Source organism: Nocardia sp. NPDC056100, from assembly GCF_042266325.1.
GTDB lineage: Bacteria > Actinomycetota > Actinomycetes > Mycobacteriales > Mycobacteriaceae > Nocardia.
Map to the genome: position 1 here is coordinate 421,054 of NZ_JBHJVY010000001.1, position 13,951 is coordinate 435,004.

The 13,951-nt window shown below is 67.1% G+C and carries 11 protein-coding genes; 7 read left to right on the forward strand and 4 right to left on the reverse strand.

Annotated features, from left to right (window positions below):
* Positions 1-54 precede the first annotated feature (54 nt).
* Positions 55-297 carry a hypothetical protein gene (locus ACFC0O_RS02020; protein ID WP_364635591.1) on the reverse strand — a complete coding sequence of 81 codons (243 nt, stop codon included), beginning with the start codon at positions 295-297 and terminating at the stop codon, positions 55-57.
* 285 nt (positions 298-582) lie between these two features.
* Here ACFC0O_RS02020 and ACFC0O_RS02025 point away from each other — a divergent pair, with 285 nt between their 5' ends.
* Positions 583-1,644, forward strand: coding sequence for an alpha/beta hydrolase (locus ACFC0O_RS02025; RefSeq protein WP_375953021.1), 1,062 nt, complete (start codon positions 583-585; stop codon positions 1,642-1,644).
* A gap of 10 nt (positions 1,645-1,654) precedes the next feature.
* On the opposite strand, the gene ACFC0O_RS02030 is transcribed toward ACFC0O_RS02025, so the two are convergent.
* Entirely contained in the window at positions 1,655-2,110 is a 456-nt protein-coding gene (locus tag ACFC0O_RS02030; RefSeq protein WP_375953023.1) for a MarR family winged helix-turn-helix transcriptional regulator, read from the reverse strand.
* 92 nt (positions 2,111-2,202) lie between these two features.
* On the opposite strand from ACFC0O_RS02030, the gene ACFC0O_RS02035 reads away from it, so the two are divergent.
* Both ACFC0O_RS02035 and ACFC0O_RS02040 read left to right on the forward strand, forming a co-directional pair.
* Positions 2,203-2,985 carry a dioxygenase gene (locus ACFC0O_RS02035; RefSeq protein ID WP_375953025.1) on the forward strand — a complete coding sequence of 261 codons (783 nt, stop codon included), beginning with the start codon at positions 2,203-2,205 and terminating at the stop codon, positions 2,983-2,985.
* A 27-nt stretch (positions 2,986-3,012) separates the two neighbouring features.
* Entirely contained in the window at positions 3,013-3,555 is a 543-nt protein-coding gene (locus tag ACFC0O_RS02040) for a DoxX family protein (protein WP_375953027.1), read from the forward strand.
* Positions 3,556-3,642: 87 nt separating this feature from the next.
* On the opposite strand, the gene ACFC0O_RS02045 is transcribed toward ACFC0O_RS02040, so the two are convergent.
* A complete protein-coding gene (locus ACFC0O_RS02045; RefSeq protein ID WP_375953028.1) occupies positions 3,643-3,816 on the reverse strand; it encodes a CsbD family protein in 174 nt (57 codons plus the stop codon).
* Positions 3,817-4,134: 318 nt separating this feature from the next.
* On the opposite strand from ACFC0O_RS02045, the gene ACFC0O_RS02050 reads away from it, so the two are divergent.
* The 4 genes from ACFC0O_RS02050 to ACFC0O_RS02065 all read left to right on the forward strand — a co-directional run bounded on the left by ACFC0O_RS02050 (position 4,135) and on the right by ACFC0O_RS02065 (position 13,071).
* The gene (locus ACFC0O_RS02050; protein ID WP_375955895.1) at positions 4,135-5,076 is read left to right on the forward strand and encodes a DUF1254 domain-containing protein; all 942 of its coding nucleotides are present in this window, start codon (positions 4,135-4,137) and stop codon (positions 5,074-5,076) included.
* 128 nt (positions 5,077-5,204) lie between these two features.
* A complete protein-coding gene (locus tag ACFC0O_RS02055; protein ID WP_375953030.1) occupies positions 5,205-7,850 on the forward strand; it encodes an AAA family ATPase in 2,646 nt (881 codons plus the stop codon).
* A 1,531-nt stretch (positions 7,851-9,381) separates the two neighbouring features.
* The gene (locus tag ACFC0O_RS02060) at positions 9,382-10,338 is read left to right on the forward strand and encodes an amidohydrolase family protein (RefSeq protein WP_375953032.1); all 957 of its coding nucleotides are present in this window, start codon (positions 9,382-9,384) and stop codon (positions 10,336-10,338) included.
* A 90-nt stretch (positions 10,339-10,428) separates the two neighbouring features.
* Positions 10,429-13,071 (forward strand): LuxR C-terminal-related transcriptional regulator, encoded by a 2,643-nt coding sequence (locus ACFC0O_RS02065; RefSeq protein WP_375953034.1) that lies wholly within the window; start codon positions 10,429-10,431, stop codon positions 13,069-13,071.
* 201 nt (positions 13,072-13,272) lie between these two features.
* On the opposite strand, the gene ACFC0O_RS02070 is transcribed toward ACFC0O_RS02065, so the two are convergent.
* On the reverse strand, positions 13,273-13,950 hold the full coding sequence (locus ACFC0O_RS02070) for a hypothetical protein (RefSeq protein WP_375953036.1): 678 nt from the start codon (positions 13,948-13,950) through the stop codon (positions 13,273-13,275).
* Position 13,951 lies beyond the last annotated feature (1 nt).

Consider the following 13,951-nt stretch of genomic DNA (forward strand, 5'->3'; position numbering starts at 1 on the left):
AGAGGTGGATCGCGAGCGCGGCGGAATGCGAAAGCCGCAGTGGCTCAAGTCGAATCACTCGATGATCCAGTGTGGATGCAGTGCGGCGATATGCGCGTCGACGGCGGCCCCGACCCGATCGCGCCAGCCCGGATTCGCCTGCGTGGTGTTCTCGTCGTGGAACCAGGGACAGCCGGGCACCGGACAGACGAATCGGTACGTGCCGAAATCATCGACGCGCCCGCCGGGGCTGAAACGCCAACTACCCGTTTCGGTTCCGTCCAGAGACCCGGCGGAGGGTGTGATCTCGTCTCCCACTCGCACATGCGATCACAGAACGGTGCGCACGTACCACTTGCGTACCGCGCGGTACGTGATGTGCCGCGGAGCCCTGTCCGATTCGTCCGATCGCCACGTGCGCTGCGTCACACAAACTTTAAGCAACTATTTAGCAACGTTTCCGTGCCGCAGGACGATAGGTGTTCGAGCGAGCGTGGTGACGGAAACTGCCTCCGGCGCCGCGCTCGCTCCGCGCCCGGTGCGGGGACCGGATCCGAATGGCCCTGCGGTCGCCATGACCGCTCGAGCGAGAGGACCCGATCGATGAGATCGATTCGCGGTAGAACGAATTCGACCGAAAGACGCGGCGGCCCGATCCGGCGAACAGCGCTGTTTCTGGCATTGGCGCTGCTCATCCCCTTGGGGACAACCGTTTTGGGCAGTGGCGCGAAAGCGTCGGCGGCGTTCAATCCCGCCGCGTTCGACTTCTGGGTGGACTCACCCTCGATGGGCCCCATCAAGACTCGCGTGCTGCGCGCCGCGGACGGCAATACCAATCGCGTGGTCTACGCCCTCGACGGCATGCGCGCGGGCGAAGGTCTGAACGGCTGGGAAATCGAGACCAATGTCGCGGAGACGCTGGCATCGTGGAACATCAACGTGGTCATGCCCGTGGGTGGTCAATCGAGTTTCTACACCGACTGGAACGCACCCAGCGAATTCCTGGGTATCCCCGCGGGCACCGGCTCGGCCAATACCGGCTCCGGTGCGACCGATGCCCTGTCGGGTGGTCCGGGTAAGAGCTACCGCTATACCTGGGAGACCTTCCTGACCAATGATCTGCGCTGGGCACTGCGCGATCGACTGGGTTTCAACCCCAATCGCAATGGCATCTTCGGCCTGTCCATGGGCGGCAGCGCGGCCCTCACGCTGGCCGCCTACCACCCGGATCAGTTCAGCTTCGCCGGTTCGTACTCCGGCTACCTCAATATCTCCGCGCCCGGTATGCGCGAGGCCATTCGACTGGCCATGATCGATGCCGGTGGCTACAACGTCGATTCGATGGCTCCGCCGTGGGGACCGCAGTGGCTGCGGATGGATCCGTTCGTCTTCGCACCGCAGCTGGTCGCCAATAACACCCGGGTCTACGTGGCCGCGGCGAGCGGGCGGCCCACCGCCATGGACGGCCCGAATATGGGCACCGTGAACGGTATGGCGCTGGAAGCGCTGGCACTGGCCAACACTCGCGCCTTCCAGGTTCGCATGGCTTCGCTGGGCGCGGGCAATGTCTCGTACTCGTTCCCGGCCTTCGGCATTCACGCCTGGAACAACTGGCAGGACGAGGCGTACCGGATGATCCCGGACCTGTCCGCCAGCATCGGCTAGGACACCCCGACTAGGACCCGGCGAGGCGGTTGCCGACCTCACCCAGGCCATCGGCGATGGCCTGCTGCTGCGCGGGCGTGAGCACGTCGATCAGCGCCCGGCGCACCGTGTCGACATGACCGGGCGCGATCTCGGCCAGCCTGGACCGGCCCGCATCGGTCAGCACCGCGAGCACCCCGCGCACATCGGTCGGGCAGTTCTCGCGCCGCACCAGACCGGCCTTCTCCAAGAGCGTGACCTGATAGTTCAGGCCGCTCTTGGAGGTGTAGAGGGCATCGGCGAGTTCGGTCATGCGCACCGCACCGCCGGGGGCCTCGGCCAGCCGGACCAGCACCTCGTACTGGGTGTGCGAGAAACCCTCCTGTTTGAGGTGTCGTTCCACCTCGCGCCCCACCAGCGCCCCGGCCGCCAGGAAGCTCTGCCAGGTCCGCATCTCGCGATCGTTCAACCACTGTGGATCGTGCACAACCGCCAGCATAGCCCCGGTTGTTCAAATTTGAACAGCCTGCTAGCGTGCTAGTTGTTCAAATTTGAACATCACCGGCGGAGGAGAACGCGATGACAGGCGAGGATCGGGCGATGCCCGTGCTGTACCTCTCGCACGGAGCGCCGCCTTTGGCGGATCATCCGCGCTGGCCCGGCGAATTGGCCGCCTGGGCGGGTGCGCTGCCCCGGCCGCGCGCGGTGCTGGTGGTGTCCGCGCATTGGGAGACCGCGCCGATCGCGCTCGGAGCCACCACCGTGACCCCGCTGGTGTACGACTTCGGCGGCTTCGAAAAGCGTTATTACGATGTCACATACGCCGCACCGGGAGCGCCGGAACTCGCCGCCGAAGTTCGGGCGCTGCTGAGCGGCCCCGGTACGACCGTGCAGGAGTTCCCGGATCGCGGGCTGGATCACGGGGCCTATGTGCCGCTCAAGGAGATGTATCCGGACGCCGACGTGCCGATCCTGCAACTGTCGATCCCGACCCTGGATCCGCGGGCGCTACTCGAGGTGGGCCGCAAGCTCGCACCGCTGCGCGCACAGGGCGTGCTCATCGTGGGCAGCGGGTTCTTCACCCACAATCTGCGCGCCATGACCGGCGATGACGAGCACGCCTACTCCTTCACCGTCGAATTCGATCAGTGGGGCCGGGAAGCGCTGGCCGCCAACGATATCGACGCACTCCTGAACTTCCGGCACACCGCACCGGGAGCCGAACTCGCGCATCCGCGCACCGAACACTTCGCGCCGCTGTTCGTCGCCCTCGGGGCCGGCGAGTCCGATCTGGACACCGTCCGCACCGTCATCGACGGTTACTGGTTCGGCATGGCGCGTCGCTCCATCCAACTCGGCTGATCCCGGCCCTCCGCGAAAGGCGTTCTCATGTCCACGATTTCCGCGCTGACCAAACCCGCCGCGATCGGCGTCGACACCACCCGCACCGCACCCTACGACGTGGGACTGCTGGTGCTGCGCCTGGTGGTCGGGTTGACCATGGCCGCGCACGGTGCGCAGAAACTCTTCGGCTGGTTCAGCGGTGGCGGTATCGACGGCACCGCGGCCTTCTTCGATTCGAGCGGTTACCCCGCCGCGCGCACCATGGCCGTAATCGCCGGTCTCACCGAGACTTTCGGCGGTCTGGGCTTGGCGCTGGGCCTGCTGACCCCACTCGCGGGTGCGGCCGTGGTCGGCACGCTGCTCAATGCGCTCGCGGTCAAATGGGGTGGCGGGTTCTTCGCGCCCAAGGGCGTGGAATACGAACTGCTGCTGACCGCGGCGGCGGCCACGCTGACCCTCACCGGTCCGGGCGCTTACGCGCTGGACCGGTACCTGCCCGCACTCCGCACACCGCGCCTGGCCTACGGCCTGGCCGCACTGGTGCTGGCGGTGGTGTCGGCGGCCCTGGTGCTGCTCATCCGCACCTAGGACATCGCGATCACGGCTATCCCGAAAACCGCAGTGCCCGGACACCTTCGGGGTCCGGGCAACACGGATTTCGGGACGGGCCCCGGGTCAGTGCTTGAAAGCGTCCTTGACCTTCTCGCCCGCGTCCTTGAAGTCGGACTTGACCTGGTCGGTCTTACCCTCTCGCTCCTGTTCGCGATCGCCGGTCACCTGACCGAGCTTCTCCTTGGCCTTACCGGCGATTTCCTCAGCCTTGTTCTTGGCCTTGTCGGTGGCACTCATGTGTCATTCCTTCCATCGAGCGAACTCGGTGAGCCGGGAATCGACCCGAAACGGACCTACCCGGCTATTCGGTGACGAAACGGGCGAGGCCCGCGCGGGACAGATCACCCGCTGTGGGTGAGCCGCCTGACCTGGAGCGATGCCACGCTCGCAGTCGTGAAGAAACTCATGATGATCTCCGGCCTGGCCGCCGCCGTACTGGTCGCGGTGACCGCCTGCGGCAGCTCCGGGAAATCGCCGGACGGCACCGCGACATCCTCCGGTTCGCCATCCTCGGCGGCAGCCGCGCCGACCTATCCGCTCGGGCAACCACTGACGGTGACGCCGGAGAACTTCGTGCGCGCCGAAACAGATATGGAATTCTCGCGCAGTGTCGAGTCGGGCGGATTCGGGCGATTTCACCACAATCGCGAGCTGATGCCGATCGACGGCCAGACGGTCGTGCGTCCCAACCGGGACACGCTGTACTCCTCGGCGGTGTTCGATCTCGACGCCGGTCCGGTCACCGTCACCCTGCCCGATTCCGGTACGCGATATATGGCCATGCAGGTCCTCGACGAGGACGAGTACACCCACCAGGTGGTGTACAAATCCGGCAGCTACACCTTCGACCGGGACGAGATCGGCACCCGCTATCTCATGCTCGCCGTACGCACCTTCGTCGACCCGAACAGTCCCGCCGATCTGGACACCGTGCACCGGTTACAGGACGCGATCAAGGTCGAACAACCCACCGGCCCCGGCACATTCGAGATTCCGCAGTGGGATCCGGTGAGCCAGAAGGTCGTGCGCGATGCCCTGCTGACCCTGGCGGGGACCCTGCCGAACACCAATGGCGCGTTCGGCCCGAGGGATGAGGTCGATCCGATCCAGCACCTCATCGGCGCGGCCTCCGCCTGGGGCGGCAATCCGCTGCGGGACGCGGTGTACCTCACGGTCACCCCGGCCGGGAACGACGGCGCGACGGACTACACCCTGCACGTGAAAGACGTTCCGGTGAAAGGATTCTGGTCGATCAGCCTGTACAACGCCGAGGGCTACTTCCAAGCCAACCCGCTGAACGCCTATTCGATCAACAATGTCACCGCCGCGACCAATCCGGACGGCTCGGTCGACATCCGTTTCGGCGGTTGCGACGCGCGACCCGGCAATTGCCTGCCGATCATGCCCGGATTGAACTACATGGTCCGACTCTATGAGCCGGAGCCCTCGATACTCAACGGGCAGTGGACATTTCCCCAGCCCACACCCGTGCGATAGCGGATCGGATACGATCTTGAATTTGTTAGACGATATCGTTCAACAAGTTGCCCACGGGTGGCCTGGATAAGCTGCGACGGCAGCCCCGGTTCAGCGTCGATCGATCGCGAAGGGAGCATTCCTCTCCGATGCCGCAGCACACTGGTTCCGCAGCGCGCCTGTACGGGCGCGAACGCGAACGCGAGGAACTGGATCGGGTGTTGTCGCTGGCCCGGGACGGGAAGGGATCGGCGATGATCCTGGTGGGCGAGCCCGGGATCGGCAAGACCACGCTCCTGCGCTACGCGACCGCCCAGGCCGCCGACTTCCGGGTGCTGACCTGCCGCGGTGTGCCGAGTGAGACCGAGCTGGCCTTCGCCGGACTGCATCAACTGCTGTGGCCGATACTCGATCGAATCGATGAGCTGCCGAGCGCGCAGGCGACGGTACTGCGGGGTGCGCTGGGATTGGGCGGGCACAGCGGAGACCGGCTACTGCTGGGCGTCGCGGTGCTGACACTGCTCTCCGAACTGGCCGGGGACCGGCCCGTCCTGGTGGTCATCGACGATCTGCAGCTACTCGATCAGCCGAGCCGGAACTGTCTTCGATTCGTCTCGCGGCGTATCGCGGAGGAACCGATCGCCATGCTCGTCGCGGCACATCCGGGAACCTACAGCGAGACCGGTGAGCCGACCCCCGTCCTGCCGATCCGTGGCCTGGACAGTGCGAGTGCCGAACAGCTTGTCGCCGAACACAATCCGAGGTTGAGCCGGGCACGCACCAGTACGCTGGTCCGGCTCACCGACGGCAACCCGCTCGCGCTGATGGAACTGAGCCGCGACGCGGGCGTGACGCTGAGCCCGGCGGCGAGTTCCCATATCGCGCTCGGTCCACGCCTACGAGCCTCATTCGACGCGCGGCTACGCGAACTGCCCGAGAGCGAACGGATCATCGCGCTCATCGCGGCCGCCGATGACGGCGCGGACGCCCGCACCGTCGCACATGCGGCCGAACTGCTCGGCGTCACCGCCGAAAACTTCTCCGCCGCACTGAATTCCGAGCTGCTGCGGCCCGCCGACGGCCGAATAACGGTGGACCACCCGCTGATTCGCGCGGCGGTGTACGACAGCGCGGATCCGGAGCTGCGGCGCACCGTGCACGCCGCACTGGCCCGGGTGTACGCGGACACCGACCGCGAGCGACATGACTGGCATGTGGCGGCGACCGCCACCGAACCGGACGAGACCATCGCCGCGATGCTGGACGATGCCGCCGAGCGGGCCTGGGCCCGGGGCGGCGCGCTGGCGGCGGCGCGGATCTATCGCCGGGCCGCCGCGCTCTCACCCGATACGGCCGCGGCCGCGCACCGGCTGGCCCGGGCGGCACGCGCGGCCTGGGACGGCGGTGACACCGAATCGGCGCGCGAACTGCTCGAGGCGGCCGAGGATCGGGCCGGGGCCGATGTGGTCGGGGCGGCGGGCGGTGGCCTGACCGGACTGTTCGAACTGGGGCAGGGCGATACCGCGCGGGCGCGCCGACTGCTGTTGCGCGACGCCGAATCCGCCGAACCACGCTTCGCCGATGAACTCCGGCATTTGGCGCTGCGCGCGAGCTGGGCGCTGAGCGATCCGCTCACCGCGTCCCAGCTCGGCGCGATCGCCGCGCGCACGGTGGACAGCGGCACCGACCTGCCGCCGTCCCGGTTGCCGATCGCCGAGGTCGCGATCGCCGTCGGAGGCGAAGCCCACGCATTGCGCCTGTATCGGGAAAGTATCGAACGAATGCGCACCGAGGGACCGGTCACCTGGCTCGGCTATTCACTCGGCCAGCAGGCGATGCTCGAGATCACGGTCGGCCGCTGGGATGACGCCATCGCGAACGCCATCGAGGGACTGCGGCTCTCCGAGGACTTCGGCGGCCGCCAGACGCCCGCATACTGTTATGTCGCAATGGGTTTCATAGCGGCGCTGCGCGGTGACGAGGCGACCGCGCTCGACCTCACCGATCGGGCGCTGGCTTTCGCGCGCCCGATCCGATTCCATCCGCTCGCCGCGGACGCGTACTGGTGCCGAGCGCTCGCCGCGCTGGGCGCCGGACGGCCCGACGATGCCTTCGAACTGCTCCGAACGATCCGCGCCCCGGAGCATTTCGCGCATCAGTCCACCATCGTCGTGCTGAGCGCGGCCGATGCCGCCGAGGCCGCCGTGCGGCTCGGCCGGTTCGAGCCCGCCCGCGAATACCTGGAGATTCTCACCGCGCACGCCGGACTCACCACTGCCGCATGGGCATCGGCGGACGCCGCCCGGGTGCGCGCGCTGCTGGCGACCGATGCGGAGGCCGAGGCGCTGTTCCTGGAGGCGCTGCGCATCGCGCCCGCTCAGCGACCGTTCACCTATGCCCGTATCCAACTGCAGTTCGGGGAATGGCTGCGCCGAATGCGCCGCCGCCGGGCGGCGCTGGAGCAATTACATCTGGCGCACAACACCTTCGAACGGCTGGGTGCGCTTCCGTGGGCCGAGCGCGCCGAGCGCGAAATCGTCATGGCCGGTGATCGCACCACCGTGGGCGCCGTTCGCTCGGATTCCGATCCCGCCACCGTGCTGACCGCTCAGGAATTGCAGGTGGCCCGGCTGGCGGCCACCGGGCTCACCAACCGGGAGATCGCCGCGCGGCTGTTGATCAGTCCCCGGACCGTGGGAAACCATCTCTCGCATATCTTCTCGAAGCTGGGACTGGGCGGGCGCGGGGATCTGGTGAACGTCGATTTCGAGAACGGCTTCCGCCTCATACCCTGACCGATGCTGCCGGGCGCGGGTGTGCGTCAGCGTCACTGTCAGCGCACCGCAGGCGACGGTGACCGCGACCGCGATCCAGCCCGGCACCCAGGACTCGTCCGGCGGGCTGTGCGTCCACACTTTCGACAGGCCCGCATGGTCGTAGCGCCTGCTGGTCACCACGGCAACCAGCGCGGGGGCGATCAACGTCACCAACGCCACTGTCATGCTCGAAAGCTCCTGCGGCACTACGACTCCGAAACAGTAGCCGCCGACCGTCGCGACCGCGGCGGCACCGACCGCCGACAGGGACGCGGATCCGTCCGGCGCCACGGTGAGAGCTTCGAACACCGCCAATGCGATGGTGGCCAGCACCGCTAGCAGTGGGCGCGGCCAACGCATCCCCGCGGCCAGGCCCGCCGCCACCGCGATAACCAGCAGCGGAATCATCCAGCCCGGCCGCAGCCCCAGGCCCACCGCCCCGCCCGCGGCGGTGAACGCCACCGCGAGGGCGATCAGCACACCGTCGCGGCCCGGTAACAGTAGTGCCGCGACCGAGGTCGCGATCACGATCAGCACACTGCCGCCGATTATCCGCGCCGCCCAATCCTCCTGGGCCGCCAGCCATTCCGACCGCAGCAGCGATGCGATGACCAGGACCAGCACCGCGCCCACCGGGCGCAGCGGAATCTCCACCACCGGAACGGCATCCGCGTCCCGGTTCAGCCACGCACAGCCGCCGAGCAATCCCACCGTGACCACGATCAGCAGGAAGGGCGGTGGATCGATCAGCGCCCACCGCACCACCTCGTGCGATTGAACTCCACTGCCCGGCACGGTGATTCGATTCCCGGTCACGATGCCGGACAGCGCACCGAGCAGCGTGCCCGCCAGCGCCGCACGCCGCCCCGCGGACAGTACGACCAGCGCGCCCAGCAGCGCGCCACTCACGATCGCGTCCGCGAAACCGAAGGTCGCCAATCCGAAGGTCACCCGGTGCGCCACCAGGTGGGTGAGCAGGAGCAGCAGACCGCAGAACCACGCGAGCAGCCAGACCGTGCGAATGGTGATCGCGGTGCACAGCGCCGCCACCCCGACCGCCGCGAGGGCCGCGGTCGCCGTCGCACGCGGTGTGCTGAACACCAGCATCTGCAGGTCCAGCGCCGATCCGTGCGCCAGCCAGCGGAAATCGATCGGCACCGTCACCGCCAGCCCCGCGACGCCGGCGGCGAGGCACAGCGTGAGAACCTCCAGCCGATATCTCCTGCCAGCGGTCATGGCGACCTTCCTCCCGGAACGCGTCGACCACGGTGATCGAGCCTGCTCGCACGCTACGAATCGAGTGCGTATCCGCGCCTCACGCATTTCGGGTGAACAGGCCCGCACCGCGCTCCACCCGGGCCCGATGTGTGGCATCCGTGCGGTCTTCACCCCTGATGGGTGGCGTGCGGCGACGCACACCGCTCCTAGGCTGAGATCAGTCGATCGGACACCGCTCGGATACGACGGGTGTGCGCGCAGGACCGATCGGGAATCGGAACAGGAGGATTGCATGCGAATCGATGTGCACGCGCATTTTTGGACCGATGACTATCTGGACCTGCTGGTGGACCTCGGCAAGACCGATACCGATACCCAGCGCGGTATGGGCGCGGGCGGCGGCGCGGAACTCGAGGCCCGGCTGCTGCTGATGGACCGGGCCGGTGTCGATATGCAGGTGCTGTCCACCGCACCGCAGAACCCCTACGGGACGGACCGCGAAAAGGCCGTCGCCGCAGCGAGATTCGTGAACGACCAGTACGCCGGGGTGGTGGCCGCGTATCCGGATCGATTCCTGGCCTTCGCGTCCGCACCGCTGCCGCATATCAGCGAGTCCATCGCCGAAATAGGCCGGGCACTGGACGATTTGGGCATGGTGGGCGTGGCCATGAACACCACGGTGCTCGATCGCGCGCTGGTGGATCCCGAATTCGCGCCGGTATTCGCCGAACTCGATCGGCGCGGGACCGTGCTGTATCTGCATCCGGCCGGTAACAGCGCGTGCTCGCCACTGATTCGCGATTACCACCTCACCTGGATGGCGGGTGCGCCGATCGAGGACACCATCAGCGTCATGCAATTGATCACCGCCGGTTTTCCGCTGCGCTATCCGAATATCAGAATCATCAACTCACATCTGGGCGGCGCACTGCCGATGCTGTTGCAGCGGGCCGACAATCAGTACCTGTGGGAGGCGCCGCAGACGCCCGAAGCGCCGAGCGTGCTGGCGCGCCGGATGTGGTACGACACGGTCGGGCACGGTCATCTGCCCGCACTGAAGGCCGCCATCGAATCCTTCGGTGCGGACCGCCTGATCCTGGGCACCGATTTCCCGTACGAGAATGACAAGGTCTTCGTGCGCGCGATCGATTACATCTCCGATCCGAGTATCGCGGCCGCGGACGCACGGGCGATTCTGGAAGGGAACGCCGAGCGAATATTCGCGCCGGACCGGTCCGCCCGGGTGTGACGTACCTCATCGGTCGATTGATCAATAAATGTTTGCGGTAACGTCGCCAGTGGCGGTTGTGATGTCTCTGCACTCGAGCCGGAGGATTCGGTGACGACTTCACAACGAACATCTGTTTGTCCGCAATCGGTACTCGAACGCTCTGCGCCCTACCGTCCACCCACGCTCACCTGCGATCCGATCACCCGGTCCGAACTCTTCGACCGCCTCGACACCGGGCCGCCGCAGCCGGGAGCCCGCGTGGTGGTGCTCAACGCACCCGCCGGATCCGGGAAAACTGTGCTGTTGCTGGACTGGATCGAACAGCGCGTTCGAGCACGCGCCCCCGAGACCGCGGTGGCGTGGCTGACCATTACCGCGGCCTTCGACCGCGATCGCAGCCGCTGGCCCGTGGTCACCCGGGCGCTGTGCGAGGCGCTCGGCACTCCCCCGCCGCCGCCGGGTGTCACCTTCGCCGCACATCTGATCGAAGCGCTCGGCGAACGTGACACCCCGGCGCTACTGGTGGTCGACGACGCGCATCTGATCACCGATTCGTTCGTACTGGTCGCCGTCGAATATCTGATCCGGCACGCACCGCGCACCCTGACCATCGTGCTGTCCGGACGGTACGAACCGCCGCTGCGCTGGCACACCCTGCATGTGGAGGGGCGACTCACCCGCATTCGCCGATGGCATCTGGCTTTGACCAGATCCCAAGCGGGACAACTGTTCACCAGGCACGGCTGCACCCTGACCGAACCGGAATTGGATACGGTCATGGAACTCACCGAGGGCTGGACCGCGCTGGTCCGGATCGCCGCACAGGTGGTGGCCGGCGGTGCGCGCGATCGCGCCGCATCGCTGGCGCTGCTGGCCCGTCCCGCCCCGGCGGTGGTGGATTTCGTGGTCGGCGAGGTGCTGCGCCCCCTCCCCGAGCCCGTGCTCGAATTCCTCATCGGCACCGGCGTGCCCGAGCGATTCACCGAACAACTCGCCGACGAACTCTCCGATACGCGCACCCATGACATGCTGGATGAGTTGCAGCGCACCGGATTTCCCCTCACCCGGCATTCCGAGGGCGGTGTGCTGTGGTTCGTTCACCACCCCCTGGTGCGCGCGTACCTGCTGACGCGGGCCCGCCGTCGCGGTGATGCCGCACTGTCGGAATTGCGGCTGCGCACCGCGCGAGCGCTCATCGAGGCGGGCACACCGGCCGCCGCGCTACCGCAGCTGCTGACCCTGCCCGATCCGGAACCGCTGCGGGACTTCTTGCGCGACAACGGTATCGGCATCGTCTTCGACGGTTCCGGCCCGCGACTGTTCGATGCGCTCGACCGATCCGGCTCCGCCGTCGCCGATGATCCCTTCGTCTGGCGGCTGCGGGCCATCGACGCGGTGACCAGCGGCCAGGATCGGGCGGCGCTGGCGTACCTGGAACTGATTCGCGCCCAGCCCATGACGAAACCCTCACTCGCGCCGATACATTGGCTGGACGCCCTCGGTTCCGCGGTGACCATCGACGCGGTGCTGAGTTCGGGCGCGCAAGTGGACGACGTGGACGCGCGCATCGAGCTGCCCGCCACCGGCAACCTCGATATCGACTGCTATCTCGCGGTTCAGGCAGCGAGCGCCATGCTGCTGCACGGCCGAATCGAACGCGGTGAGGCGCTCTTGCGCTCGGGCATCACCCTGGCAGAGCGCACCGGCAGGCATCGCCTGGTACTGCGATCGCTGGCCCGGCTGGCGGTCGCCTCGGTGTACACCGGCGCGATCGGTGCCGCGCGCGCCCGTTCCGAGGTCGCGATTCGCTATGCGTTCGACCATGATCTGCGAGATTTCCCCGACACCCATCGAATGCTGCTCGTGGCGGCGCTGACCCGGTATGTGCAGGGCGAATCCTTCGATGCCGAGCCGATTGCCGACATTCTGGAGCAGTGGTCCGAACCGGAGCGCTCGGGTATGCCCGCCACCGGCCTGCCCACGGTGGTCGCCTGCGAGTTCCTGCTGAGTCGCGTCGCGCCGGACAAATACCTCGCCGTGCATCGGGTCCGGGCCGGACTGCTGCGACTGCTGGCTTCGGATCCGCTGCCCGCGGGCAATCAGGGCGTGCAGCTTCCGGCGGTGGTGCGTTCGCTGCTGCAATTGCGCGAGGTGCGCCCGGCGCAGGAACTAGCCGATCGCGCGCAGGCGGTGCTCGGCGACAGCGCCGAGGTGATCCTGCTCCAGGCGATGCTCGCCGACGCGGCGCATAAACCGCGCTCGGCCCGCGCACTGCTGGAACCGCTGCTGCACGGCACCGAACAGCTGTACTCGGTGACGGAACTGTCCGCGTGGCTGCGCTATGCGGCCGTCGTGCACAAACTCGGCATGCCCGCCAAGGCGGCGGAGGCGCTGGAGTCGGCGCTGCGGATATCGGAGCCCGACGCACTGATCTCACCGTGGCTCGATGTGCCCGAGGCCATCGGGCTATTGGATATCTACGCGGGGCGTTTCGGCCGCCTGGACGATTTCGCCGAACGGCTGCGCCATCATCCGGCCGCCGTGCGCGATGCGGCGCTTCCGCCGCTCACCGCATCGGAAACGACTGTCCTGAAACATCTTCCGTCGGGACGCACCACCGGGCAGATCGCCGCGGATCTCGGGGTGTCCATCAATACGGTCAAGACGCATCTGCGCGGTATCTACAGCAAGCTCGATGCGAATACCCGGGGCAATGCCGTGGAGCGGGCGCGCCTGGTGGGCCTGCTCTGAATTCCCGCTCTGACGTAAGAGACGGACCGCCTCCGGCGGCGGTTGTGCTGGGATGGAGTACGGTCCCTCTCTCACGTTGGCGCCGTTCGGACTGCAGGGAACCGACCGACATTGCCATGGTGCCCGCGGTCCACCTCGACTGCCAGGTCATGACCTATACGGCGACCTATACGAGAGTGAGTAACGTCCACGCTTCCCGGCTCACGTAGTGATTCGTTGCATATCGCTGATGAGCCAGCGGCCGTCGGGTTGTTCTTCGGCGGTGACGACCGCGACGGTGAGCGCCACTTCCGGATTGGGAGCGGTCTCGGTGGTGGTGGACTGTTTGATATAGCCCACGGCCGTGGCGACATTGTCGGTGATCGCGCGCAGGCCGCAATTGAAGTCGACCACTTCGCTGGTGCTGTTGTTCGCGAGCAGATACGCGCGAGTGGCGGTATTGGTTTCCTGCAATTGTTTACGGTACGGCCCCGTGGACGCGGCGATGGCTCCGGCGAAATAGGCGTCGAGCGATCTCGGATCGTAGGTGCCGATATTCTTGAGGTGCACATGAATGGCGTGCAGGGCCGCGATATGTCTACTGCCGATTTTCGCGATCTCGGGCGCGACCCCCGGGTTGGGCTGGGACCTGGTCGTAATGGCCCCGGCATTGTTGACCGCGGCACCGGTCGCGCGCTTGGGGGCGGAAGAATTGTCATCACCGGAATTTCCGACGAAATACGCCGAGCCGACGGCGACAGCGCTCAATGGCAGCACCCCGGCGAGTGCGGCGAGCTTTCGGCGCGACATCGGGGCCTTGACGGGCGGCGGGGTGGGCTCCGGAAAGGGTGGCGGCTCGACCGGAGGGAAGGACAGCGATTCGTTCTCAGTTTGAGTCACG